Source organism: Microbulbifer mixtoriginis (SeqCode), from assembly GCF_052467705.1.
In genome coordinates this window covers 16,089-40,777 of record NZ_CP174322.1, presented here as the reverse complement: position 1 = coordinate 40,777, position 24,689 = coordinate 16,089, and the positions used below count along the sequence as shown (strand labels likewise).

22 protein-coding genes are annotated in these 24,689 nt (G+C 52.9%); 8 read left to right on the top strand and 14 right to left on the bottom strand.

Annotation, left to right across the window (positions count from 1 at the left end; all coding sequences use genetic code 11):
* Nucleotides 1-318: 318 nt before the first annotated feature.
* Nucleotides 319-2,127: a translational GTPase TypA gene (typA, locus tag ACJJIB_RS00215; RefSeq protein ID WP_252083725.1), complete on the bottom strand. Its 1,809-nt coding sequence runs from the start codon at nt 2,125-2,127 to the stop codon at nt 319-321.
* Between the two features lie 212 nt (nt 2,128-2,339).
* Nucleotides 2,340-3,824 (bottom strand): tRNA uracil 4-sulfurtransferase ThiI, encoded by a 1,485-nt coding sequence (gene thiI / locus ACJJIB_RS00210; protein ID WP_252083724.1) that lies wholly within the window; start codon nt 3,822-3,824, stop codon nt 2,340-2,342.
* Between the two features lie 319 nt (nt 3,825-4,143).
* Between thiI and glnA the strand changes: the two genes are divergently transcribed.
* The 5 genes from glnA (at nt 4,144) to ACJJIB_RS00185 (ending at nt 9,710) form a co-directional block, all read left to right on the top strand.
* A complete protein-coding gene (gene glnA, locus ACJJIB_RS00205; protein ID WP_252086040.1) occupies nt 4,144-5,550 on the top strand; it encodes a glutamate--ammonia ligase in 1,407 nt (468 codons plus the stop codon).
* Between the two features lie 225 nt (nt 5,551-5,775).
* Entirely contained in the window at nt 5,776-6,417 is a 642-nt protein-coding gene (locus ACJJIB_RS00200) for a DUF4124 domain-containing protein (RefSeq protein WP_252083723.1), read from the top strand.
* Nucleotides 6,418-6,725: 308 nt separating this feature from the next.
* On the top strand, nt 6,726-7,808 hold the full coding sequence (glnL, locus tag ACJJIB_RS00195; RefSeq protein WP_444887483.1) for a nitrogen regulation protein NR(II): 1,083 nt from the start codon (nt 6,726-6,728) through the stop codon (nt 7,806-7,808).
* A gap of 3 nt (nt 7,809-7,811) precedes the next feature.
* Nucleotides 7,812-9,218: a nitrogen regulation protein NR(I) gene (gene ntrC / locus ACJJIB_RS00190; protein ID WP_444883092.1), complete on the top strand. Its 1,407-nt coding sequence runs from the start codon at nt 7,812-7,814 to the stop codon at nt 9,216-9,218.
* 159 nt (nt 9,219-9,377) lie between these two features.
* On the top strand, nt 9,378-9,710 hold the full coding sequence (locus ACJJIB_RS00185; protein ID WP_444887482.1) for a PAS domain-containing protein: 333 nt from the start codon (nt 9,378-9,380) through the stop codon (nt 9,708-9,710).
* 212 nt (nt 9,711-9,922) lie between these two features.
* Here the strand turns inward: ACJJIB_RS00185 and ACJJIB_RS00180 are convergent, their stop codons facing one another.
* Both ACJJIB_RS00180 and ACJJIB_RS00175 read right to left on the bottom strand, forming a co-directional pair.
* Nucleotides 9,923-11,887 carry a hypothetical protein gene (locus ACJJIB_RS00180; protein ID WP_444887481.1) on the bottom strand — a complete coding sequence of 655 codons (1,965 nt, stop codon included), beginning with the start codon at nt 11,885-11,887 and terminating at the stop codon, nt 9,923-9,925.
* A gap of 528 nt (nt 11,888-12,415) precedes the next feature.
* Entirely contained in the window at nt 12,416-12,946 is a 531-nt protein-coding gene (locus ACJJIB_RS00175) for a peroxiredoxin family protein (protein WP_444883089.1), read from the bottom strand.
* Between the two features lie 172 nt (nt 12,947-13,118).
* Between ACJJIB_RS00175 and ACJJIB_RS00170 the strand changes: the two genes are divergently transcribed.
* Together ACJJIB_RS00170 and ACJJIB_RS00165 are read left to right on the top strand one after the other, a co-directional pair.
* A complete protein-coding gene (locus tag ACJJIB_RS00170) occupies nt 13,119-13,298 on the top strand; it encodes a hypothetical protein (RefSeq protein ID WP_252083717.1) in 180 nt (59 codons plus the stop codon).
* The gene (locus ACJJIB_RS00165) at nt 13,283-13,717 is read left to right on the top strand and encodes a hypothetical protein (RefSeq protein WP_444887480.1); all 435 of its coding nucleotides are present in this window, start codon (nt 13,283-13,285) and stop codon (nt 13,715-13,717) included. The genes ACJJIB_RS00170 and ACJJIB_RS00165 overlap by 16 nt, the downstream gene beginning before the upstream one ends.
* Before the next feature lie 215 nt (nt 13,718-13,932).
* Here the strand turns inward: ACJJIB_RS00165 and ACJJIB_RS00160 are convergent, their stop codons facing one another.
* The 10 genes from ACJJIB_RS00160 to ACJJIB_RS00115 all read right to left on the bottom strand — a co-directional run bounded on the left by ACJJIB_RS00160 (nt 13,933) and on the right by ACJJIB_RS00115 (nt 23,551).
* Entirely contained in the window at nt 13,933-15,045 is a 1,113-nt protein-coding gene (locus ACJJIB_RS00160; protein WP_444883088.1) for an AI-2E family transporter, read from the bottom strand.
* Between the two features lie 80 nt (nt 15,046-15,125).
* Complete coding sequence (locus ACJJIB_RS00155) at nt 15,126-15,836, bottom strand: D-Ala-D-Ala carboxypeptidase family metallohydrolase (protein WP_444887479.1); 711 nt, start codon at nt 15,834-15,836, stop codon at nt 15,126-15,128.
* A 3-nt stretch (nt 15,837-15,839) separates the two neighbouring features.
* A complete protein-coding gene (locus tag ACJJIB_RS00150; protein ID WP_444887478.1) occupies nt 15,840-16,532 on the bottom strand; it encodes a M15 family metallopeptidase domain-containing protein in 693 nt (230 codons plus the stop codon).
* Between the two features lie 194 nt (nt 16,533-16,726).
* On the bottom strand, nt 16,727-18,274 hold the full coding sequence (locus ACJJIB_RS00145) for a phosphoenolpyruvate carboxykinase (RefSeq protein WP_444883085.1): 1,548 nt from the start codon (nt 18,272-18,274) through the stop codon (nt 16,727-16,729).
* A gap of 284 nt (nt 18,275-18,558) precedes the next feature.
* Nucleotides 18,559-19,437 carry an Hsp33 family molecular chaperone HslO gene (gene hslO / locus ACJJIB_RS00140; RefSeq protein ID WP_444887477.1) on the bottom strand — a complete coding sequence of 293 codons (879 nt, stop codon included), beginning with the start codon at nt 19,435-19,437 and terminating at the stop codon, nt 18,559-18,561.
* 116 nt (nt 19,438-19,553) lie between these two features.
* On the bottom strand, nt 19,554-19,991 hold the full coding sequence (locus tag ACJJIB_RS00135) for a DUF4124 domain-containing protein (protein ID WP_444887476.1): 438 nt from the start codon (nt 19,989-19,991) through the stop codon (nt 19,554-19,556).
* Between the two features lie 28 nt (nt 19,992-20,019).
* Nucleotides 20,020-21,510, bottom strand: coding sequence for a S1C family serine protease (locus ACJJIB_RS00130; protein WP_444887475.1), 1,491 nt, complete (start codon nt 21,508-21,510; stop codon nt 20,020-20,022).
* Between the two features lie 88 nt (nt 21,511-21,598).
* A complete protein-coding gene (locus tag ACJJIB_RS00125) occupies nt 21,599-21,976 on the bottom strand; it encodes an Hsp15 family ribosome-associated heat shock protein (protein WP_444887474.1) in 378 nt (125 codons plus the stop codon).
* Between the two features lie 51 nt (nt 21,977-22,027).
* Nucleotides 22,028-22,702 carry a GMP/IMP nucleotidase gene (gene yrfG / locus ACJJIB_RS00120; RefSeq protein ID WP_444887473.1) on the bottom strand — a complete coding sequence of 225 codons (675 nt, stop codon included), beginning with the start codon at nt 22,700-22,702 and terminating at the stop codon, nt 22,028-22,030.
* A gap of 81 nt (nt 22,703-22,783) precedes the next feature.
* Nucleotides 22,784-23,551, bottom strand: coding sequence for a lysoplasmalogenase (locus tag ACJJIB_RS00115; RefSeq protein WP_444887472.1), 768 nt, complete (start codon nt 23,549-23,551; stop codon nt 22,784-22,786).
* Nucleotides 23,552-23,749: 198 nt separating this feature from the next.
* Between ACJJIB_RS00115 and cysK the strand changes: the two genes are divergently transcribed.
* Nucleotides 23,750-24,667 (top strand): cysteine synthase A, encoded by a 918-nt coding sequence (gene cysK / locus ACJJIB_RS00110; protein WP_252083705.1) that lies wholly within the window; start codon nt 23,750-23,752, stop codon nt 24,665-24,667.
* The last annotated feature ends 22 nt before the right edge of the window (nt 24,668-24,689 follow it).

The window sequence follows — 24,689 nt, the reverse complement described above, 5'->3', positions numbered from 1 at the left end:
AGGATAAAATCAGTTTCTATCACATAGGGGTAATGTGATAAATACTTGGTGGTGATGGTCGAATTATTAGAGTTATTTAAGAATTAATTTTTATGATGTGAGCAAAAAAAATAAAAATGGTATTGGTCTGGAAAATACCCAAGGGCAGTTGCCTAGGTGTCGCTGTCAGCGCTTTCCAAAAATAAATAGCAATAAGCGCTGGCTGCCCGGATAAAGTATTTTTTCTAGATTGCTTAAGTTTTCGGTGTAGGTTGTCACCAAGTGTGAAAAATAAAAAAGGGCCCTATAGGGCCCTTTTTAAACTGAAGAAAATTTTAATTATTTCTTCGTGCGCTTACGCATATTTTCCTGCAGGATTTTTTTGCGTATGCGGATATGGTTGGGAGTCACCTCAACCAACTCGTCCTCTTCGATAAACTCCAGCGCCTGCTCCAGGGTATGGCGGATGGGCGGAGTGAGGGTCAGGGCTTCGTCGGTGCCGGCGGCGCGAATATTGGTGAGCTGCTTACCCTTGGTGGGGTTTACCACTAGGTCGTTGCCGCGGGAGTGGATACCGATAACCTGGCCTTCGTAGATATCTTCGCCGTGGCCGAGGAACAGGCGTCCACGGTCCTGCAGGGCGAACAGAGCGTAGGCCAGAGTCTTGCCGTTCACCATGGATACCAGTACGCCGTTGATGCGCTTGGCCACTTCACCCTGTTTTACCGGGCCGTAGTGGTCGAAGATGCTGGTCATGATGCCGGAGCCGCTGGTCAGGGTCAGGAACTGGTTGCGGAAACCGATCATACCGCGCGAGGGCACGATAAAGGTCAGGCGCACACGGCCTTTGCCGTCCGGCTCCATATTGGTCAGTTCGGCTTTGCGTAGACCCAGCTCTTCCATAATCGGGCCCTGGTGCTGGTCTTCAACGTCGATCACCACCTCTTCGTAGGGCTCCTGGATCTCGCCGTCCACTTCTTTCTGCACCACTTCCGGACGGGAGACACCTAGCTCGAAGCCTTCGCGACGCATGGTTTCGATCAGTACCGACAGGTGCAGTTCGCCGCGACCGGATACGCGGAATTTGTCCGGGGAATCACCTTGCTCAACGCGCAGGGCTACGTTGTGGATCAGCTCTTGATCCAGGCGCTCCTTGATATTGCGCGAGGTAACGAACTTGCCATCCTGGCCGGCAAAAGGCGAGTCGTTCACCTGGAAGGTCATACTCACGGTGGGCTCATCCACGCTCAGGGCCGGCAGGGCCTCCGGAGTGTCTGGGTCGCACAGGGTATCGGAGATATTCAGTTCGCCCACACCGGTAATACACACAATGTCGCCGGCGCTGGCCAGTTCCACTTCGGTGCGCTCAAGGCCCAGGTAGCCCATCACCTGCAGAACCTTGGCCTTGCGGGAGTTGCCTTCGCGGTCCAGTACCACCACCTGCTGGTTGGGGGCCAGGGTGCCACGGGTGATACGGCCAACACCGATAACACCGACATAGCTAGAGTAATCCAGGGCGGAAATCTGCATCTGGAAGGCGCCTTTTGGGTCTACCTTGGGCGGCTCAACCTTGTCCACGATCATCTGGAACAGCGGCGTCATATCGTCGGCCATATCGGTATCGTCGAGGCCGGCGATGCCGTTCAGAGCGGAGGCGTAAACAACCGGGAAGTCCAGTTGCTCATCGGTGGCGCCGAGGCTGTCGAACAGGTCGAAGACCTGATCCATCACCCAGTCTGGGCGTGCGCCGGGGCGGTCGATCTTGTTGATCACCACGATGGGGTTGAGGCCCTGCTCAAACGCCTTTTGGGTAACGAAGCGGGTTTGCGGCATGGGGCCATCCACCGCATCTACCAACAGCAATACGGAGTCGACCATGGACAGTACGCGCTCTACCTCACCGCCAAAGTCGGCGTGCCCTGGGGTGTCGACGATGTTGATGCGGTAGTCGTTCCAGCGAATGGCGGTGTTCTTGGCGAGGATGGTAATGCCGCGCTCTCTCTCCTGGTCATTGGAGTCCATGACCCGCTCGGCGCCTTCGTCGCGACGGTCGAGTGTGCCGGACTGGGACAGCAGCTTGTCCACCAGGGTGGTTTTGCCGTGGTCTACGTGGGCAATAATCGCAATATTGCGCAGATTCTCTATCACTGGGGGCCTCTGGGCGTTAAATCTTGGTAAATCGGGGCGGGGGCCTGCGGGGTTTCTACAGCAGCATTCCGGCCAAAGGCGGCGATTATAGGGGGGCCGCATGACAATTGGGAGTGATTTTGAGTAAAAAATCACCGGTCGCGTTCAGAATGGCGACCAGAAGAAGAGAGCAGGTAGGGCGCGGGCGAATCTGCCGCCCGCGCCGAGGGTAATTACTTCTTGATGCCGTCTGGACGGTGCGGAATCTGTGGGCGCAATACGCCCACATTGCGGAAGCCTTCATCTAGCAAGTGAGAGGCATGTAGGCGGCTCATTACGCCGCGCGCGCAGTAAAGAAGGTACTCGCGCTCCTGATCCAGCTTGGCGAAGCTGTTATTGAGGCGGTAGAAGGGGATCGTCTCTACTTCGACGCCCTCTAGCTCCAGCGGGTCCATCTCCTCTTCATCCGGGTGGCGGATATCGATGATTACCGCGTTGCCGGCCTCTTCACGGATCTCCACTTCCGGCGCCTCGCCGTCCACTTCTTCGATGACCTCGTCGATATTCTGAATCGATCGGTTGCCGATGGCGCGATCGAGGATGGTGAAATCGAAGCGGTTTTCCTCGGATTCCACTTTTTCAATCTTGGCGCGGGTGGTGGGTTTTACCGAAATCACGCCGCAGTATTCGGGCATATTTGCGGCGAATTCCTCGGTGCCGATGGCCCGGGAGGTACGGATAATATCGGTCTTATCGGTAGTGATCAGTGGTCGCAGTACCAGGGTGTTGGTGACGCTATCGATTACTGACAGATTCTTCAGGGTCTGGCTGGAAACCTGAGCGATGGCCTCACCGGTTACTACTGCATCCACTTCCAGCTCTTTCGCGATAACGTCTGCGGCGCGCAGCATCATACGCTTGAGAATCACGCCCATGTGGGAGTCGTCTACGCGCTCGAGAATTTCTGCCACCACTTCGTCGAAGGGCACGGTGACAAAACGCACCCGGTGGGAGGCGCCGTATTTGTTCCACAGGTAGTAGGCCACTTCCTTAACACCCAGTTCGTGTTGGCGCCCGCCCAGGTTGAAGAACAGGAAGTGAGTGCGGATACCGCGTTTCATGGTCAGGTAGCTGGCCACGGTGGAATCGAAACCGCCTGAGACCAGCGATAGCACCGGGTCCTGGGTACCCAGGGGGAAGCCGCCGAGGCCGGGGTGCTGTTCCTCGATCACGTTGAGTTTGTCGTGGCGGATTTCCAACTTGACCGTGATATCCGGGTTTTTCAGTTTCACCCCGGCCGCCCCGGTATTCTTGTTGAGGCCGCCGCCTACGTACTGTTCCACATCCAGAGATTTAAAATCGTGGTCGCCGGTGCGTTTTACCCGCACGCAGAAGGTCTTGTCCTTGAGGGCTGGGCCCCACACCGACAGGGTCTTCTCGTACATATCGTGCAGGTCGCCCAGGGGGAACTGGCGCACGCGGGAGAAGTTGGCAATGCCGGGGGTGTGAGAGAGCACCTCTTCAATGCGGCTGCCAAGGTGGGCCACGGCGTCCGGGGCGATCACATCGATCTTTTCCCAGTCTTTGCGCACCTGGATACGGTCGTCCAGCTGGCGCAGCAGGCGCTGTAGGTTGTCCTTGAGCTGGCGCGACATACGTTTGCGCACCGGATTGCTCTTGATGGTGATCTCGGGAAAAAATTTGACGACAAAGTGCATGGGAATCCGTGGGGTACCGCATGTTGATAGAAGGTGCGGCATTATAAACTAGCCGGACGCAAGTTGGTTGTGCACTGTTTGTGAGCAAGCCGGAGTATAAATGTGCCATTGTGGTGCATTTAGTTATGGCTGCACAGCCACAATACATCTATCCTGCCCCAGTCGGCCCAGAACTGGGGCCCGCACCGGCACCAGCCGCCGCTGCGACGCCACTGCCCTAATTTGGCACACTCTTTGCTTTATTTCACGCCAGGTAAAGAGCGAATGCCAGCAGTATAGGCATAGCGACCAAATACTTTTCAAGACCTGGAGGACAGCAATGTCAGCGAAAACGCTCGGTTTGATTAATGAGAGTGAAGCTAAGTGGATAGACCTGCGCTTCACCGACACCAAGGGTAAAGAACAGCACGTATCTGTGCCCGTGTCAGAGATTGACGACGAGTTCTTCGAAGAGGGCAAGATGTTCGATGGCTCCTCTATCGCTGGCTGGAAGGGCATTAACGAGTCCGACATGATCCTGATGCCGGATGACGATACCGCTTTCCTCGATCCCTTCACCGACGAAAGTACCGTAATTATTCGCTGTAATATCGTCGACCCGATCACCGGTCAGGGCTACGAGCGCGACCCGCGTTCCATCGCGCTGCGCGCCGAGGAATACCTGAAGTCCACCGGTCTGGGTGACACCGCACTGTTCGGCCCAGAGCCCGAGTTTTTCGTCTTCGACGATATTACCTGGGGTGCCGAAATGGGTGGCGCCTTCTACAAGATCAACTCCGAAGAGGCGGCTTGGTCTTCCGGTCATAACTTCAGTGAGGGCAATATTGGTCACCGCCCCGGAGTGAAAGGCGGTTACTTCCCAGTGCCCCCGGTTGACTCCCTGCACGATGTGCGCGCCGCTATGTGTTCCGCTATGGAGCAGATGGGTTTGCGTGTTGAAGTACACCACCACGAAGTGGGCACCGCTGGCCAGTGTGAGATCGGCGTTGCCGCCAACACTCTGACCAAGAAAGCGGATGAGGTGCAGATCCTCAAATACGCCGTACACAATGTGGCCCACGCCTACGGCAAGACCGCGACCTTTATGCCCAAGCCGCTGGTAGGCGATAACGGCTCCGGCATGCACGTGCACCAGTCCTTCACTAAGGATGGCGTTAACCAGTTTGCCGGCGATGCCTACGCGGGCCTGTCCGAGACTGCCCTGTACTACATCGGCGGTATCGTGAAGCACGCGCGCGCCCTGAATGCGATCTGTAACGCATCCACCAACTCTTACAAGCGTCTGGTTCCTGGCTTCGAAGCCCCGGTTATCCTGGCGTACTCCGCGCGCAACCGCTCTGCGTCTATCCGTATCCCTTACGTGACCTCTCCTAAGGGTAAGCGTATCGAGACCCGCTTCCCGGATCCGACCGCCAACCCCTATCTGGCGTTTGCTGCGCTGTTGATGGCGGGCCTGGACGGTATCAAGAACAAGATCCACCCCGGCGATGCCGCCGACAAGGATCTCTACGATCTGCCGCCGGAAGAGTTGGCCGAGTACCCGACCGTTGCGGCGAGCCTGGAAGGCGCCCTGGATGCTCTGGATCAGGATCGTGCCTTCCTTACCGAAGGTGGTGTATTCACCGACGACGCCATTGATGCCTACATCGACCTGAAGCGCGAAGAAGTAGAGCGCCTGAACATGACCACACACCCGGTCGAGTTTGATATGTACTACTCCGTGTAATGGCGAGCGGCATCACGCCGATGCCGTCGAGCCGTTCTCGAAAAGCCCGCACCCTACTGGTGCGGGCTTTTTTATTGGAGGTACACTGATTGGGTTGGTTGCTTTTGCCGTCTATGGTCGATTTTGTATCTCTTGGACCCAAAAGCCCGCCCCTTTGAGACTGCGGCCCCCGTATTGGGCTGAGACAAGGACTACCGCTTCGCGGCTGAGTGAGTGATGGAAAATATGAAACTGCTTCAGGCCCTTTTCCTTGCTGTTCCCCTGGTGGCCTTTGCCGGCACTGATGGTGGGAATACCTCCAGTACTATTTACAAAGTCGTCGGCCCCGATGGTCAGGTGACTTTCAGCGATACGCCACCACCCAATGGGCAGGCGCAGGAGGTGCAATTGGCTCCCATCAATGTTCAGCCCATTGCCCTGCCGCGAACTCTGCCAACTCGTAAATTGTCTCCAAAAGATGAGACTGACACCGGCAAGGAGGGCTATACAGGCCCGGTTTCTATCCAGATAGTGAGTCCCCTGGATGGCGCCACCATCCCGCCGGGACAGCGCTTTATTCCACTACAGGTAGACGTGCAACCGGTGTATCCAGAGGGGGCGAGTTTCTTTGCGGTGGTAGATGGCAAACCTTGGCAGGGCAGCTCTTCTGGAGCGGGCCTGGATATCTCCCTGCTCGAGCGCGGCACTCATACTGTGCAGGCGGTACTCACCGACTCCAAGGGCCAGGTATTGGCACAATCTCAGGTGGTTACTCTCTATGTGAAACGTCCGGGTGGCAGATTGCCTGATAACTCGGCACCGCGTGCACCGCAAGCCCCCAGGGCTCCGGTTGGGCCGGGTATCCCCCAAGCTCAGCCCAGCCCCTAAATTTGCCCCGCCCTCAACGCCCTCACCGATAACTTCTTTTTTGGTGGGGGTCGCCGTTTTTATCCTTGCTGGTTGAATTTTATTCTGCGCACTAAAATGGTGCGCATAGGGGTAAGCCATCTCAAGTGCTTCGGTACATGTGTCAGCTGAATCGTTTAAAACCCCTAAGACCGGGTAGGTTGGGCAGTGCCTCCCATTAATTCCGTGCGCCATTTTGGTTTGCTTTTTGCACTGGCTAGATACAAGGGGTTATCGCGCCGGGCATAGGAGATTGTCCCGGCCCCTCGATGAAAAGCGGAAACGATTGAATGCTCAATGATCGCCAGTTGCGTCAGCTACTAGACAGCCTAACTTCAGCGGTACTGGTACTGGATGACCAGTTATCGCTTTGCTACCTGAATAATGCCGCCGAGGATCTGTTGGCTGCCTCCAATGCACGGGTTGAGGGCATGCCTCTGCAGGAGGTGGTGAGGGAATCTAACGCCGCACTAAAAGCACTGCACAATGCGCTCCTCACTGGGGAAAAATTCACAGTGCGGCGCGCCCACTGGCGCTTGCACAACCTAAAAACGCGCACTGTAGATTACTCCGTAAGCCCCGTACCGGAGCTGGGGGTGTTACTGGTGGAAGTGCAGCCGATGGATCGTTTGTTGCGCATTGCGCGCGAGGATGCGTTGCTCAGTACCCAGGAGACCGCACGCAACTTGGTGCGGGGAATGGCTCATGAGGTAAAGAACCCCCTCGGAGGGATTCGCGGTGCCGCGCAGCTGCTGCAGCGTGAACTACCCGATGCCTCCCTTGAGGAATATACCCAGATCATCATTGAAGAGGTGGATCGCCTGCGTAATCTGGTTGATCGCTTGCTTGGACCGCGCCAGCCGGTACAGCTGGTGCCCAGTAATGTGCACGAGATCCTAGAGCGGGTGGCACAACTGGTCGAGGCTGAATGTGGGGGTGAACTACTGATTCGCCGCGATTACGACCCCTCTATCCCCGATGTGCCGGCAGACCCCGAGCAGTTGATCCAGGCCTTGTTGAATATCGCCCGCAATGCCATGCAGGCCATCGATGAGAGTATTGGTCTCACCAATGGCGAAATGGTGCTGCGTACGCGGGTACAGCGCCAGTTCACGATTGGCCGCCGCCACTGCCCGCTGGTTTGCCGTATAGAAATAGAAGACAACGGCCCCGGCATTGCCGAGGAGATCCGCGAGCGTATTTTTTTCCCGATGATTTCCGGGCGCGCCGAAGGCTCGGGGCTGGGGTTGTCTATTTCGCAAAACATCATCAACCAACACCGTGGCTTAATTAAATGCGACAGCCGACCGGGCCGCAGTGTATTCCAGATTTATCTGCCACTTGTTACCGAATCAGCCAATACAGGAACCTAGAGAATGAGCAATCGCGTTTGGATTATTGACGACGACCGATCAATCCGCTGGGTACTGGAGCGAGCGCTGTCACGGGAGGGGATTGAGACCCAGTGCTACGAGAGTGGTGATCGCGCACTGGACGATTTTTACAGCGATTCCCCGGATGTGGTGATCAGCGATATCCGTATGCCGGGCTCCGATGGCTTCAAATTACTGGAGAGATTCCAGGCGGAACGGCCGGGCCTGCCGATTATTATCATGACCGCGCATTCGGATCTCGACAGCGCCGTGGCTGCCTATCAGGGTGGGGCCTTCGAATATTTACCCAAGCCGTTCGATATCGACGAAGCGGTAGCGGTTACCCGTCGCGCGCTGGCGCACGCCAAGGAACAGGCCCAGGAAGAGCGTGCGGAGCCGGAAAATGGCGCAAGCAACAAAGAAATTATTGGCGAAGCGCCAGCTATGCAGGAAGTATTTCGTGCTATTGGGCGCCTTTCTCATTCCAATATTACCGTGTTAATCAACGGTGAATCTGGAACCGGTAAGGAGCTGGTGGCTCAGGCCCTGCACAATCACAGCCCGCGTCGTAACAAGCCGTTTATTGCCCTCAATATGGCCGCTATTCCCAAAGACCTGATGGAGTCGGAACTATTTGGACACGAGAAGGGCGCTTTTACCGGCGCCAGCGCTCAGCGGGCAGGTCGCTTCGAGCAAGCCAATAGTGGCACCCTGTTTTTGGATGAAATTGGCGATATGCCAGCGGATACACAGACGCGTCTGTTGCGTGTGCTGGCAGATGGTGAATTTTATCGAGTAGGCGGCCATACACCGGTAAAAGTGGATGTGCGTATTATCGCCGCCACTCACCAAAACCTGGAGGAGTTGGTGCGCGAGCATAAATTCCGCGAGGATTTGTTCCACCGCCTGAATGTGATTCGGATTCATATCCCGCGCCTTGCGGACAGGCGCGAGGATATTCCACGGTTGGTACGTCACTTCTTTAATGCCGCCGCCGCCGATCTCGGCGTAGAGCCGAAAATTCTCAGCAAAGATGCGGAGGAATACCTCTCCGGTCTCGACTGGCCCGGCAATGTGCGCCAGCTGGAAAATACCTGCCGCTGGATTACCGTGATGGCCTCCGGCCGTGAAGTGCATATTGAAGACCTTCCGCAGGAATTGCATCAGCAGGGTAATGAAATCGAAACGCCACTGGACTGGCAAAAAGCCCTGCGTATCTGGGCCGATCAGGCACTGAGCGCCGGGCGCAAGGAAATTCTCAGTGAGGCCGTACCGGCCTTCGAGAAGGCCCTGATAGAAATCGCCCTAAAGCACACCGCTGGACGCAAGCGGGATGCTGCGGACCTACTGGGTTGGGGCCGCAATACTCTGACGAGGAAGTTAAAGGAGTTAGAAATTAATGGAAGTTAAGAATTGCTCAGCGCTTAACTTAAGGAAAAGCTTTATAAATAATTAAGCGGATATTTCTTTTAAATCTTAATCGCTGAATAAGTACATACTTTTTTGGGCTTCTCTACCAATATTTATTTATTCCACTTAAATGTATTGATAGAAGCCTGGAGAAAGTTCATGACTGCTGATGAGTTAAGTGTTCTCGATAGTGTGCCATTCCTATTCTGGGTAAAAAGTAGAGATGAGCAGTATTTATGGGGAAATCGAAAAATTTGTGAATTGGCTGGTGAGGATGTAGTGGGAAAGACCGATGACCAGCTGGTTTGGGCTGAAAATGCCTCAGCACTGAAGGCGGCAGATATTCGTGTTTTTAATTCCGGTAAGCCAGATTATTTACTTGAGCATGTGGTGAAATCCAGCAAGGGTGAGGAAACCCTTAGCGTTTGTAAGTGGCTCGATGATTTTGAGGGGCAGCAGTGTTGTTTTGGGATCTCTTTTGTTATCGAGTGACTTGAGGTTTGTTAGAGTGGGGTGGTCAAATTGGTAGTGGCCCCGTAATATCCGTGTTGTTTTAGTTCAAGGTTCCTATTCTTGTTTATCATCATAAGGTCGGTAATGTACAAGATTCTTGCCGATTTTAATTTGAAAGTGATTGTGGCTAAATCCCAGGACTCAATATTTATAAGTCCTGGGATTCAACGAGCTTAAAGTATTTTATGAAACTAATTTTCTATATCGGTTTTTTTAAATCGGCCGATATAGCCGCCCCGGTAGTCTATCCTGCTGGAATCTGGGATGGAAAATAGAGCGTTTTGAGTCACTCGGATATAATAAAAATTCTCATCGATGTCTAGCAGCTCTGTGTCTCTCTCTCTCCATAAAACACATTCTTCAGATTGTCCTTCACAAGAGGCTAGATAAGGAAGAGTTCCATTTTCTTCAGTATCCAGTGATGGATCATAATAGTGCTTAGTTATTAGGGTATCATTCTCAACCTTTTCCCAGGAGCCTATTCTCGGGCTGATGCCCCACTTGGATTCTGTCAATGGTTGTTCCTGATACAACGTTTCGATATGAAAAATTCCGTTATCTTTATAGGTTAGTGCATAGTTATAGTCAGTGAGAAAGGGTGCATTATATTCAAGCCTAATAGGAGTGGGTATATTTTTAGATGTTTTCCCCATCATGAATCCAGAGAATACTTTCTTTTTATTGGTTTTAGGATTATTGCCTATGCCAATAAATCTCAGTGCTTTATTGAAAAACCCTAGCGGAATGTAGCGGATTTCAGTGCCCCCTTCATACTTCACTCTTAGATCTTCGCCAAAAGTGTATGAATATTTTTCACTATTTTCTGAGGATACTCCATAAGCTATTTCTCCGGTGCTCTCAGTTTTATTGGTGAATTTTGCAGGAAATATGTCGCAATCACAGTTTTGATATGTTTCTGGGTGATAAGAGTCTGCATAAAATTCCTCTGGTAGGGAATCCCAAGGAAAAGTTAGCTTAGTGTCAGTTACATGAAAGTATCTGCTCTCAGTACTTTCATAGTCCCCATCTGGGCCTTCACACATACCTTTAAAGTCAATTTTTACTATCTGGCTATAAGGTGTTGTGAAAGCATGTTTTGCTTCAAACTCTCTATCCCGCATAGTTACGCAGCTCTCTTCTATATAGTATTCCCATGTAGAGTCTCCGATGAGAGAGCCGCTTATATTGCCAAATTCATCCGTGCTTAGAGTAAACTTTCCTACTTCTGATAAATCTGCTGATCCACTAGTTTGGTGTTGTGTGCTTAGCTCAATGAGGCCAGTATCTAGAATAGCATCTGAATCAGTTCTTCTTGTAGAGAAAATTATTTCTTCAGATGCATTGAGTTTGTAGCTTTGATCTCGTAAATATTTATTTTCTAGTAAATAATTGATGGATTTTAAATAGATATCATGAGTATTTTTGCTTTGATTAATTATATCTTCAGATTTCTGTATGGAGAATTGAAAGTCTTTGATGAAATCTTTGGTGTTAGAGTATTTATCAACAGGAAAATAGTAGTTGTTTTTATCTGTTGTGGCGCTAGAAATAGTGGCCTTCATATAGGCGGCTAGCTGTATGGCTTCATCCAGTGGGACTTCGAAAGTATATTTTTTTAAATCCTCGACTGAAGTAATGAGTTCTCCATTGTTTGCCAAGTCAATAAGGTCTGCCATGACACCGGTGAAAGTTCCTACTGCAAATGCAGGGTTATTATTTAAATAACTTACTTCATTATTAATGGCTTTATCTTTTATGTCTGAAAATGATCCGGCATATGAGCGGAATTCGAAATCCCAGTCGTTGGGCATGGAACCCTTGGCCGAAAAAGTTACCAGTTCATTTTCGTGACTAGAGTCGACTTCAACACTAAATTCATTATTATTTTTTTGGTCGGCAATATATTCTTTCTCACCAATTCTGACAGTTACGACAGGAAAGTCCTTAAAGTCCTCGGTGAAAATACCATGTAGAGTGATTGCTGATGGGGAGGAGGGCTGGCCTGTGGTGTCGCCCCCGGTTGAAGGTGTGGATGGTGTAGATTGACTTGGGGTTGGCTCAGATGAATCGCCACTTTTGCTTCCACCTCCACTGCATGCACTAATTAATACTGTAGAAATAAGTAGTGTTCTATAGAGGTTGGTTATCCTTTTCATACATAAACTTCCAGTTGGTCGTGAAAAATTTTTCGCATAATACATTTTTTATTTAAATATTCATCTTTGATGTTGGTACGACGGTGCTTCTACTTGTGTAGTTGGATATGGCGTTAGTAGGTGTATCAGCGTAGTGACCGTTTGTGAGTCTTTACTATGGCTTCTGAGATTTTATTAAAATATTTCTCTGAACTATGGGTGTGGGGAAATTATGGAAAAAGTGTTTTTATAGATTGCTTAATCTGAGAGTTATAAATTGTGAAATGATGAGGGAGCCAAATAGGTAGCAGTCATAGATATGTGTTGATTGTGTTAAGCTGAAGGCTGCTTGAATGTGTTGAGCTTTATCTAGTTGGTGCTTTTATAAAAAAGTCTGGGGTCTTTTGAGGTATTTAAAGTTGACTCGATGATATTGAGGGGCAGCAATGTTGCTCTGGAGTCTCTTTTTTATTGAGTGAATTATTCAAAGACAGTTATAAAAATCTGGATTTTATAAGCAATCCGGAGCTTCCCTGGCAAGCAACTTAATTACTGTTCTGCTCTTTCTGCTTTTTCCACGCCGAGTTTCTCTAGATTTTTGACGATATCCTCAGCCGTAGTGGCGGGGTTGATATCTCTGTCTATTTTCAGAATGGTGCCATCTTTACCTATGTATACATTCACTCGCCGGGCGAGTTTTATAAAGGGTATTAAGACATCGTAGGCTTTGGCGACTTCTCCCGTGGGGTCGCTTAGTAGGGGGAAGTCAGCAGAATTGTACTTGGCAAACCGGACTTTCTCATCGAGTTCATCGGTGCTAGCCATAAAATAGGCAACGTTAAAGGAACGAATTTGCTCACCGTGTTTAACTAGGGATCTACATTCTATTGTGCAGTTCTTGGTAAAGACTCTGGGATACCAGGCGATTACTACCGCACTTTTTCCAACGTAGTCCTGTAGCGAGTGGGTTTTTCCATCTGTGCCCTTTAAGGAGAATTCGGGAGCTTTTTGCCCGACCTCTAACGCCATCAGCGGTACGCTGAGTATTATGGCGACAATCAGGGTAAGCCAATATTTCATAGGGTCATCCGCTCCGGCAAAGGTGGCGTCTATGCTATTGCCGCTGTGTGCTTCCAACAATTATATGACGCTTGCAGGGTGAGGACCCTCTGTAACTGTCATCTTTGCCAAGAGTGACTGAATAGTGCCCACTGTGTGAGCCAGACTTTTCTGATATGGAGGGCGAGGTCTTATGCATTTGTGCGATAAGGCTTATGGACTTTCCTTGTCGCTGCTTTACCTGTTTACCGTGTGGCTAGTGTTCTTCACCCTGGCTTTGGGTGTCTATTGGGGATCCAATATTCTCGACGACATCGAATCCCCTAACAGCGGTGTTGTTGCAGCTACCCAACGTTTGTGGCGTTTATTTTAGCCTTTTCCTTCAATATGACTTCGGATCGTTTTAATGAGCACATGACGTTGCTAGTGCGGGAGGTCAATCTCCTCAAGCGTGTCTATCTGAATGGGATTTTTTGGAAACAGGATGAAGGTGATCGCGCGCGTGAGTTGATTGCAGAGTATCTAGACCTTCGTGATTTTTATCCCTTTATCCCTTTATCCCTTTATCCCTTTATCCCGGTAAGTACGGTAGATATTGCGCGCAGTGAAGAGGTTCTCAGAGAGTTTTGGCAGTTAGTACAGAATCATATTATCAGACGCTATAAGGCCGACTATTTGCGAGCTACACCGCGTCAGATTGGTGGTAGGGCTGCCGTAGTGAGAATTCCCGCACTGCTGTGGTTGGCACTGTACTTTATGACTGTACTAGCAATGCTTGTTATTGGTTTTTAGTTGGGAACTTGCCGTGCTGGTTAGGATCGGGTGGTGCTGGCTATGGCGCTGACTTTCGCCAAGATGATTTTGTTGATTGCGGATCTAGACAGGGTCGATGGGGAAGTGCAGATGGTGGATTAGGGACCGATGAGTAAGCTCAACCAGTGTCTCAGGGCGCTGCGAGAAGACCGGTCCAGAATTCTCGCAGCGCACCAATAATAAGAGGGTCTTAATTACGCATTATCTTTTTTATGCTGCATCAGCATATCTTTGCTTTCCGGTTTAGGGGGCATCAGCATATCTTCCGGATGGACAAATTCCCGCATAAAGATTTCCCAGAAAGCCAGAAACAGGGCTGCTAACAGGGGGCCCATGGCGAAGCCACTGATACCAAACAATATCAGGCCGCCCACGGTGGAAAATAGCACCAGGTAATCTGGCAGCTTGGTGTCCCGCCCCACTAGAATAGGGCGCAACAGGTTGTCGACCAGGCTGATAACGGTAAACCCATAAGCTAACAGAATGGTCGCCTTAACCGGCTCACCGATACCGTACAGATAGATCGCTGCGGGAAACCAGATGAGTGCTGCGCCAACGGCGGGTAACAGTGACAACAGGGTCATCAGTACGCCCCAAAGCAGTGGCGCGGGTAAATCGAGGACCCAGAAGATAATACCGCCCAGGCTGCCTTGGGTAATCGCGACAACCAAATTGCCTTTAATTGTGGCGCGTGTGACTTCGGCAAACTTGGCCAGTAGCAGGTGCTCGCGTTCATCGCCAAGCGGCAGTGCGTGAATAATTAAATTGACCAGCCTGTCGCCATCGCGAATCAAAAAGAAGGTGAGGTAGAGCATCAGGCCGAGCATGACAAAAAAGTTAACGGTGTTCTGCCCAACTTCTATGGCATTTTTTGCAATAAAGCTGCCGGCATTCATCACGCCACCGAGAAGGCGCTGTTTTGCCTCATCGATGTCTACACCGATACCCTCGAGCATATCGTTCACTCGTGGGAAGGCATTGCGCACTTGCTCCAGGGATTTAGAGACATCAATTTGCCCTTCCTGTACCTTTTGATAGAGGGTCACTGCTTCATTGATAAAAGAAGTGGCCACCACCAGCACCGGTATTACCAACAATATGACGCACATAAAAAGCGTCAGCAGAGCCATAGAATTGGGGGAATTGGGAAAGCGCTGCATCAACAGCCGGTATACGGGATAAAAGATCAGAGCGATGGCACAAGCCCAAAAAATTGGCGTAAAGAAGGGCTTAATCAATACTAAAAAAGCTATTGATACTAGTATCAGCGAAAGAATAAATGAGCGCCTTTCTAATTTTTCCTGCACTGGGATTCCCTCTACTTCTGCAAAGCCCTGTGGTATCGGGCGCCTAATTTGCGATCTATCTAAGCAGAAGCAGGGGGGATTTACCAGCGCCTGTAACCGCAGGTGTCAACGTGAAAGCGGATACCTTTATAGATTCCCAGCCCCATATTCCATTCCTTGCCTTTGTGCTTGTGGATATCTCTCAAGACAGGAACCAACTGCTCGCGGGTAAATTTATTTTGCGGCACTACGTCCAGGCCACAAAAGCGCAAATGTTTACTGCCTTTGGAGCCACCGGCCTTACTGTTGTAACTGGTGGTACGCCAGCCGGAGACCACTGTAACAGGGCCGATACGCGGTACTATCTCCCGCTGCAGCACCCTGAGGGTGTAAATCATTGAGCCCCAGTTTTCCACCGGAGGAATGGCGAAAGGGGGCTCATCCAGATCCCGCCAGTCGCTGCCCTGGCGCAGGAGCTCAAACGGGCTTACTACCTGGTCCACTCGGTTGATCTGTAGAAAGTTCTTTAGCTTGTCGAACAGAGCCTGGTTTGCATTTTGTTTTAGGAAGCGGCTGAACACTCGCTCGGAGGCAGCTGGGTAGCCCTGGATATCGTAAACCTCGGGGATCCCCGGCAGCGGCAGGAGTTCGATAGGACTGATGAGCCGTTCTCCCAGATCCCGTGTTTTCTCCGAGGTGAATAACAGCACAATAATAATGGCGATGAGCAGTAGCCCTCCCAGAAGTATTAACCTGCGCCGTTGGTTTCGGGTATTGCCTGTCTGACGATCACTGTTGTCTTGTATAGCCATGCTTCAATCCACCAGTTGCCATGTGCGGTAGCCACAGGTGTCGATATGGAAGAGCAGCTCTTTACCGAGACCCAGGCCGAAATTGCTCTCCGGGCCCAGGCGTGCATGCAGAGCTTGCAGTTCTTCCGCGAGTTCACCTTGGCTAATGTGGGAGGTTGGAATCAGGTCGAGGGCGCAGAATGCCCGGTGGCGAGATTTGTCGGTGTGTTCCAGCTCGCGGTTGTAGCTGTCGCTACGGAAGCCGGAAATGACCGCCACTGGACCGATTAAAGGCACTATCTCATCGCGCAGTAGTTTCAAAGTGGAGACCATGTTGGCCCACTCAGCCTGCGGCGGAAGCGCGAATGGTGGCTTCTCGAGCTCCAGCCATTCGCGACCCTGGCGTAGGAGGTTGCTCACTGCAGTCACTTCGCCTACCCCTTGGCTCTCTAGGTAGTCACTGAGTGCCTGTACCCGCGTACGGTTTTCACCATTGCGTAAGAAATGATTGAAGCTCTCTTCACTGGCGATACGATAACCGCGGGTTTCGACATAGGGTTTCTCCTGCGACTTCAGCCATAGCCACAGCCACAATGCAGCCAACGCTGCGGCGAGTAGCAGCGTCAGGCTGGCCACCACCACAAAATTGATTCGCCGGCCGGGCGGCCGGTGGGGGTAGAGTGTCCTGAAGCGGGTAAAAGAATTGCCTTCAGTCATGGGGTGCGGCTACAGCTCCGAAATATGCCTGAGACATGAAAGTCTTCGTGCCGACGCCTATTTCGTCGGCGCTTCTTTAAACACTATAGCCGCAAAAATCGACCTCTTACTGGGGGATTGAAAAACAAAAAAAGCCCCGGCACCTTGCGGTGGCGGGGCTTTTGCGCCTCTAAAAGAAGGCTATATCCAGACGATCAGGCCTTGGGACCGGCGTTTTTCACATCATCGCTGACATTGAATTTTTCAATGTTTTCGGCGAACAGCTTGGCCAGCTTACCGGCTTGGTCGTCGTAGGCAGCCTTGTCTTCCCAGGCTTCGCGCGGGTTCAGGTAGGACTTGTCGACGCCCGGTACTTCCAGAGGAATATCCAGGTTCAGAGTTTCCAGATGCTCGGTGGCAGTACCTTCCAGTGCACCGCTCTGGATAGCCGCAACTACTGAGCGGGTTACAGGGATCGGGAAACGCTTGCCGTTGTCACCAGAGCCGCCGGTCCAGCCAGTGTTTACCAGGTATACCTTGGAGCCGAAGTCCTCGATGCGCTTCATCAGCAAGTCCGCATATTCACGCGGGGCGCGCGGCATAAACGGAGCGCCGAAGCAGGTGGAGAAAGTCGGGTGAATACCGGCCTCTGCACCCAGCTCGGTAGAGCCTACGCGCGCGGTGTAGCCAGACAGGAAGTGGTATGCCGCAGCCTCTTTGGAGAGGATGGATACCGGGGGAAGTACACCGGATACATCGCAGGTGAGGAAGACGACGTTCTTCGGCTCGCCGGCGCGGTTTTCCAGCTGGCGCATCTCTACGTGCTCCAGCGGGTAAGAGCAGCGACCGTTCTCGGTGAGGCTGGTGTCACAGTAGTCGGCGGTACCATTCTCGTTGGTGACTACGTTCTCGACGATAGCGCCGAAACGAATAGCGTCCCAGATTACCGGCTCATTCTTTTGGCTCAGGTCGATGGTTTTGGCGTAGCAGCCACCTTCCATATTGAATACTGCACCTTTGCTCCAGCCGTGTTCGTCGTCACCGATCAGGTAGCGCTCAGGGTCAGCGGACAGGGTGGTCTTACCGGTGCCGGACAGGCCAAAGAACAGGCAGGTATCGCCGTCTTTGCCAACGTTGGCGGCACAGTGCATCGGCATCACGTCTTTTTCCGGCAGCAGGAAGTTCTGCACGGAGAACATCGCCTTCTTCATCTCACCGGCGTAACGCATACCTGCCAGCAGCACGCGGCGCTGGCCGAAGTTGATGATGACGCAGCCTTCGGAGTTGGTGCCGTCGCGCTCTGGCTCACAAACGAAGTTGGGAGCGTGCAGGATGCGCCACTCTTCCTTCGCCTTGGGGTTGTACTTTTCGGCGCGGATAAACATGTTGCGGCCGAACAGGTTGTGCCAAGCGGTCTGGGTAGTTACGACAACCGGCAGGTAGTGGTCTTCGTCCTGGCCGACGTGCAGATGCTGCACGAAGGTGTCGTCACCGGCTACAAATGCCTCTACGCGGTCCCACAGTGCGTCGAACTTGTCCTGTGGGAAGGGGCGGTTCACATTGCCCCAGGCGATGCTATCGGCGGTGGAGGGCTCTTCTACAACAAAGCGGTCCGCTGGGGAGCGGCCGGTGCGGGCACCAGTTTCAGCCACCAGCGCGCCGGTGTCGGAAAGTTTACCCTCGCCGCGCTTAAGAGCCAGCTCTACCAATTTTGCTGGTGAAAGGTTTTTATAAACCAGCGCGGTGTCGTCGATCTGTGCCATTCGTCGATTACCCGTGAATGTTATGTTGGATAGTAAAAAATAGGAGCCGTCCAAGTATTAGACAGCCAGGCAAAATTTGGGGGGCGCATTATGGCAAAATTCAAAATAAGCGGGTAGCAAACACGGTCACTTTTTGCGCTTTGACAGCGCTGTCACCCCAAATTAAGGCATTTTGGATTCATAAGATCTATGTAGTATTTTTACCTTATAGATTTTGTGAATTTTTGTGTTCTAAGTTGCGAATTGCCAGTAGCTGAGGCTGCTCAGCACTGGCAATAATTTCCCTAGTGCAGGGTGTGGGGTGGGGCATTGAGCAGTGACTCTACCTGCTCGCGATCAAAGCGGTATTGGGCATTACAAAACTGGCAATCGCTGATGATTTCGCCATTTTGTTCTTCCAGTAATTTGTACACGTCTTCAGCACCGAGAGAGACCAGGGCGCGTGCGCTGCGCTCTCGCGAGCAACTGCATTTGAAGCGAATACTGTCGGTGCCCAGGGTAGCCGGTTTCAGCTGGTGGAACAGGCGGTGAATCAGCTCGTCGTGGGGCACGTCGAACAGCTCTTGAGGGGTCACGGTATTTGCCAGGTGCAGGGCGGTTTCCCAGGCGTCGCTGTTATCCTCAGCGTTGGCGGCATTATTGCCGGGCAGTACCTGTAGCATAATACCACCCACGTTACTGCCATCGCACTCCAGCCAGAAGCGTGTCTCCAGTTGTTCCGACTGGGCAAAGTAATCCTCCAGACATCCGGCCAGGCTCTCTTTTTCGAGCGGGACCACCCCCTGGTAGCGCTCGCCACGCTTGGGCTCCAAAGTGATAGCGATGACGCCGCGGGGGCCGATCATATCGCTCAGGCTGGCCTCTTCACTGATTTGGGCGCCACCGGCGACACGGGCAATGCCGCGCAGATCACTGTGGTGGGTACACTCGGCCATAATCAGCGGCACATCACCCTCACCGCGGGCCTGCAGGCTCAATATGCCCTCGAATTTCAGGGTGGTGGAGAGTAGGCAGGCGGCTGCGAGAAACTCTCCCAGCAAATGCGCTACCGGTGCAGGCAGTGGATTGTGCTTGAGCACTTCGCGGTAGGCGTCGGTGAGGGTCACCATCTGCCCGCGAATATCGTGTTGGGAAAAGATAAAGCGTTCCAGCTGATCGGACATAGATCGAGTGCCTCGGTATTAAAACCGCGGGATTTTAGAGGTGGATATATCTAAATGGTAGCCGGCGTGGGTAATTGTGGCGCCGGCACCTGATTGTGAAGGCTGAGGGGAAAGGGTTATCCGCAGCGATTAGCGATTTCCCGCTTCAGTTGTTCGGCCATTTGCCGCCGCTCTCGCTCTGAATAGCGAACCTCTTTGCCATCATTGTCGATAAAGGCCACCTGTCCATTAAGTGAACGCAGGCGCTGGCGCGCTTTCGTGCAAATACGCTGTTGCTCCTGTTGGCGTGCGTGTTGCTCTTGTTGCTGGCGCTGCTGGTACTCCCGCTCGGGGGCAGTGGCCGAGGAAGTGATCAGACTGCGCTGAACCCGAGTGGCCTTAGCAGTATTGATTGGGCCCAATTGCCCAGAAATATCCTGGGCCTTACCCTCGGCCGGGGGACGATCACTAAAATGTACTCTGCCATCGGCATCGACCCAGCGATAGAGCTCACCGGCGTTGGCGCTGGCAGCCAGCAGTAGGCTGCCAACTAGGATTCCTCTCAGTCGTTTCACGGCTTCTCCATAGCCCACACAGCGGGCCTTACTCCTCTTTATTGGCCAGTCTGCTGAACAGCCCCTGCGAGTGGCGCTGGGGGATATGGTAGGTCTGCAGAATCATTGCCTCTTGTTCTTGAGCTTCGGCGTGATCTAGCACCATACGATAGCCGGAGCGATCGCGCAGCTCTACAAAATTCTCTTTGTTGGTTTCCATCAATTGGGCAAACTCGTCGAAGTCCGCGACATTGTGGCCATTCACCGAATCGATAATCCAGTTTTTCCAATCGTGGTAACCCAGGTTGACGTTGGCGGGCAGGACCTTGAGCGCAACCACCAGCTCGCGGCGGCTCTCGTCACTCCACTGGTTGCGTGCATAGAGATAATCGATTGGCGCCTTGGAATGCCAGCTCTTGCCCCAGCGCTTGATCAGGTTCATGTTCAGAGGCACGAAGACCACGCCGCCATAAATGTAATAGCGCGGCTGCTGGTCAAATTGCTCACCCACCACCAGGGCGCGGGAGGGTGGCGGTGCTGCCAGGGCCACTTGCGCACTTTTTTCTTCACCATTGCGGGAAAAGCGCACCGGTAATTTGTCGCCGACATGATGGCGGTCCACCGCGTAGTGGTAGTTAGTGCGCTGATTTTCACGCCATTCGACGGTGCGATCGGCGGCAACCTCGAAGCCATCAACTTCCAGCAACACGTCGCCGGGTTGGAAAATTTCGGCAGCGGGGGAGTCGCTAAATACCTTGACGATCATTGCGCCGTCCTGGTCCTCGCTGAGACCGGCAGCCTTCTTCATGGAAGGGCTCTCCAGGCTCTGGGTCACCAGGCCCAACTCGGGGAAGCCCTGGTGTTCGCCGTCTTTGGCGTCTTCGAGTACATGGGCGATTACGCTGGGAGGCACAAAATAACCCAGGTTTTCGGCGCTCTGGTTGGTCTGCATGGCCACACCGACGATGTGACCACCGGAAATGACCGGGCCGCCGCTATTGCCGGGGTTAATGGCCGCGTCGATCTGGCCGGCCATCAGATAGCTCTCGGCGTGGGCATAGTACTGGTGTTCCACCCTGGACAGTACGCCGCGGGTGATCGACAGGGACTTGCCGCCAATGGGGTAGCCGTACACGGTGACCTCTTCTTGCAGGTCCGGCAGTGTGCCCAGTGTCAGTGGGCGGGTGTCTTTGAAGAAACTGTCATCATCCACGGTGAGCAGAGCCAGGTCGGCGTCGTGGGAGACAAACTTCACTCGGGCGCGGAATTTCTTGGCGTCGCCGTGGCGTTGCACCTGAATAAAGCTACCGTTGGCCACCACGTGGGCGTTGGTGAGGATCTGCTTGTTGCGGATAACCGCGCCGGAGCCAGATAACTGCTTGGGGTTAAGCAACGCCCAGGGATTGAAGTAGTCCGGGGCGGCAGCAGTGGTGTAAATTTTGATTATCGAACGCTTGAGCTGCTCGTGTTCGCGGCTATCGGCGAGGGCCGTCTGCATTCCGAGCAGAAGCAGCAGGGAGATGGCGATCAGTCGTTTCATCGTGGCTGTTTTCTATCGGGTTAAGTGGGGGCAGTTTAGCAGCTATAGACAAAAATGGCGGAATTTTCACCACTTTTGTCATTTGAGCCTACTCCTGCTCGCGCAGGAAGCGGTGGATCTGGCGGCGCTGCTTTTTATTGGGTCGCTCGCGCTGAATCCCCGCATTGGCTGCCTGGCGTTCAGTGCGCTCCTTTTCGCGCCGGGCGATGCTGTCCTCGGTCTCGCGGTACAGGGTGCGGGCGATATCGGCACCGCGACGCTGGTCGGAGAGGGCAATAACCTCCACCTCAATCAAGTCCCAGCCTTGGCGGATACTCAAAAGCGCGCCAACGGTGAGATCTTTGCTGGCTTTGACCCGCTGTCCATCGGCGTGCACTTTACCACCTTCGATAGCCTGTTTGGCGATACTGCGGGTCTTAAAGAAGCGTGCGGCCCAGAGCCACTTGTCGATACGTACTTTTTCCATCGAATCCTGTTGATCAATATAAACTTGGGCCCGGGTTATGCGGGCTTATTGTTACTGCGCTTTGTTACTGCGTTGCAGTGACATAATTTCATCGAAGTGATGAATCGCCGGGAAGTCGCTGATCTGCCGTTTGGGGCCGCGGCTGTCCGGCTGGCGGATACACAACAGGTGGGCGATGCCATAGTCCTGTGCGGCGGCCAACACACTCTGGTTGTCGTCAACAAACAGCGTGCGCTCCGGGTCGAAGGCCACCTCCTCGCGCAGGGCGTGCCAGAAGTTTCCACTCTCTTTGGCATGTCCATAATCGTGGGAGGAAATGATGTCGTCAAACCATGGCTCGAGGCCGGTAATTTGCAGTTTGTGGTCGAGTCCATGGCGGTGTGCATTAGTGACCAGATAGGTGGGCTTACGCAGTTGTCGCAGTCCCTGCAGGAAGGCCTCGGTATGGGGGCGCAGGGCGATGCGCTCTTCGATCTCGCGCAGTATCGCGAGGATATCCAGCTTCAGAGTTTCTGCCCAAAAGTCCAGGCAGTACCACTCCAGAGTGCCGCGGCGTGCATCAATTTCCCGCTGCAGCTCTATTTGGGCCAGCTCGGGATCGAGACCGTGTACTTCGGCGTAACGTTTGGGTAGATGGTCGAGCCAGAAATGGTTGTCGTAGTGCAAGTCCAGCAGGGTGCCGTCCATATCCAGCAGTACGGTGTCGATACTTCGCCAGTCGAGCATGGGGCCTGTCTACCTCTCTGTGGTGGGGGTGGGAAGCCAAATTGTAGCCTTCCCAAAATATCCCCAGTATGAAGGTGGGCATTATGCCTGGGCACGGCGTATGCCGTACAGGATGGCAAACTGAGCACCGTAATAGCTGAGCATAATTGCTGTGTCGGCTAGAGGTAGCGGTGCTATGAACTTATTCACAGCGATCAATGCGTCGGACAGCATAAAAGTAAGTGCACCGGCGAATAGCAGCCCGGAATTGCCCCGGTGAGCCCCGGCGCCTAGGGCCATGGCGACAATGGCAAGCAAGTAAAGAAGCACTGCTGGCGCCAGCTCCCCCGCAGCGGGAAGTATCCAGCGGGCCAGTCCCACTGCGGCCAGCAGAACAGGCAAGATACGTATCAGACTGCGGCGTTTGCGGAAGTCGGCAAAACGCAGGAAATTGGCCGCGTAGAGAAGTTGTGCCACCAGGAAAGCACCCAGGCCAAAGATAAACTGGTGGGCAAATCTCATTTCCAGGAGTACATCGCCGAGTGCGGAAAAAGTCAGGGCCGCAAGTGTCAGAGTGCGAGTGAGCCCATCCAGGTGCCGCATCGCCATCAGGGCGAGAATGGCGATTGGCAGCGCTTTCAGCGAAGCCATCCACAGCCCTTGAATTGCCATGCTGTCGAGGAGCATAAAAAGAGCGGCAAAGAATATAAATGCTACAGGCATAAATAGGCTTGCTTGGGTTGCATCATGGGCATCTGAGGTCATATTCGGATTCATGGCAGCGCCTTTATTTTTGGTTTTATATTTATCGGAAAGAAGCCAGTCACTAAATGTGGCACAAAGACGTGTTACCACCAACCGGATCGCCATGAATTCACAGCTCCGTGTGAAACCAGTTCCTTGTGTTGGCGGCGATTACTTGCAGAGGAATTTATACGTGTGTGCCATTGGGATTTCCTTGTGGGTCTCTTGGGACGGCGCACATCTGGGTTACTATCTGCGCACAGGAAAATATTAATCGGTGGACTGCCTGTCTGCCGTGAGAGCCATTAACGGAGAGCTTCATCAATGAAGGCAGCCAATATTCTGGAAACAATCGGCAATACCCCGCATGTGCGTATCAATCATCTGTTTCGCCCAGATATCGAAGTGTGGATGAAGGTGGAGCGTTTTAACCCCGGCAGCAGCATCAAGGACCGTATTGCCCTGGCGATGATTGAGGATGCAGAGCGCCGCGGTGCTTTGCAGCCCGGTGGTGTGATTATCGAGCCCACCTCCGGCAACACAGGCATCGGATTGGCCATGGTGGCAGTGGTTAAGGGGTATCGATTGATTCTCACCATGCCGGAATCCATGTCATTGGAGCGGCGCCAGGTGATGAAAGCTATGGGGGCTGAGTTGGTGCTTACTCCCAAGGAGCAGGGTATGGGCGGGGCTATCGCCAAAGCCGAGGAACTATTGGCGCAGCATGAAAACAGCTGGATGCCACAGCAGTTCTGTAACCGTGCCAATGCCCAGGTGCATCGTGACACCACTGCCAAAGAAATCCTCGCAGATTTCCCCGAGGGGCTCGATTACCTGATTACTGGGGTTGGCACCGGTGGCCACATCACCGGTTGTGGAGAGGTACTAAAGGAATCCTTTCCCAAGTTGCAGGTTTTTGCCGTCGAACCGGAAAATTCTCCAGTGATCAGCGGTGGTGATAAAGGGCTGCACCGCTTGCAGGGGATTGGTGCCGGTTTTATTCCCGAGATACTCAATACCAAAATGCTGGATGGCACCATTTTGGTAAATGGAGAAGATAGTTTTGAAATGGCGCGTAAGTGCGCCTTGAAGGAGGGGATTTTTGTGGGTATTTCCTCTGGAGCGAGCCTGGCTGCGCTGAAAAAGCGCGAGGGCGAATTTGCGCCCGGTAGCCGCGTATTGATTTTTAGTTATGACAGCGGTGAGCGCTACCTGTCGGTGAAGGACCTTTTCCCCTCCTGAGACTTTATACTCACCACCTGAA

Coding starts and splice junctions, on each gene's coding strand:
- ACJJIB_RS00180 (WP_444887481.1), bottom strand. CDS start 11,887: ATGAAAAGGATAACCAACCTCTATAGAACACTACTTATTTCTACAGTA.
- ACJJIB_RS00150 (WP_444887478.1), bottom strand. CDS start 16,532: ATGACTGAAGGCAATTCTTTTACCCGCTTCAGGACACTCTACCCCCAC.
- ACJJIB_RS00130 (WP_444887475.1), bottom strand. CDS start 21,510: ATGAAACGACTGATCGCCATCTCCCTGCTGCTTCTGCTCGGAATGCAG.
- ACJJIB_RS00115 (WP_444887472.1), bottom strand. CDS start 23,551: ATGGCGATCCGGTTGGTGGTAACACGTCTTTGTGCCACATTTAGTGAC.
- ACJJIB_RS00125 (WP_444887474.1), bottom strand. CDS start 21,976: ATGGAAAAAGTACGTATCGACAAGTGGCTCTGGGCCGCACGCTTCTTT.
- hslO (WP_444887477.1), bottom strand. CDS start 19,437: ATGTCCGATCAGCTGGAACGCTTTATCTTTTCCCAACACGATATTCGC.
- yrfG (WP_444887473.1), bottom strand. CDS start 22,702: ATGCTCGACTGGCGAAGTATCGACACCGTACTGCTGGATATGGACGGC.
- ACJJIB_RS00185 (WP_444887482.1), top strand. CDS start 9,378: ATGACTGCTGATGAGTTAAGTGTTCTCGATAGTGTGCCATTCCTATTC.
- ACJJIB_RS00145 (WP_444883085.1), bottom strand. CDS start 18,274: ATGGCACAGATCGACGACACCGCGCTGGTTTATAAAAACCTTTCACCA.
- glnL (WP_444887483.1), top strand. CDS start 6,726: ATGCTCAATGATCGCCAGTTGCGTCAGCTACTAGACAGCCTAACTTCA.
- ACJJIB_RS00155 (WP_444887479.1), bottom strand. CDS start 15,836: ATGGCTATACAAGACAACAGTGATCGTCAGACAGGCAATACCCGAAAC.
- ACJJIB_RS00200 (WP_252083723.1), top strand. CDS start 5,776: ATGAAACTGCTTCAGGCCCTTTTCCTTGCTGTTCCCCTGGTGGCCTTT.
- ACJJIB_RS00170 (WP_252083717.1), top strand. CDS start 13,119: ATGCATTTGTGCGATAAGGCTTATGGACTTTCCTTGTCGCTGCTTTAC.
- ACJJIB_RS00175 (WP_444883089.1), bottom strand. CDS start 12,946: ATGAAATATTGGCTTACCCTGATTGTCGCCATAATACTCAGCGTACCG.
- glnA (WP_252086040.1), top strand. CDS start 4,144: ATGTCAGCGAAAACGCTCGGTTTGATTAATGAGAGTGAAGCTAAGTGG.
- thiI (WP_252083724.1), bottom strand. CDS start 3,824: ATGCACTTTGTCGTCAAATTTTTTCCCGAGATCACCATCAAGAGCAAT.
- ntrC (WP_444883092.1), top strand. CDS start 7,812: ATGAGCAATCGCGTTTGGATTATTGACGACGACCGATCAATCCGCTGG.
- cysK (WP_252083705.1), top strand. CDS start 23,750: ATGAAGGCAGCCAATATTCTGGAAACAATCGGCAATACCCCGCATGTG.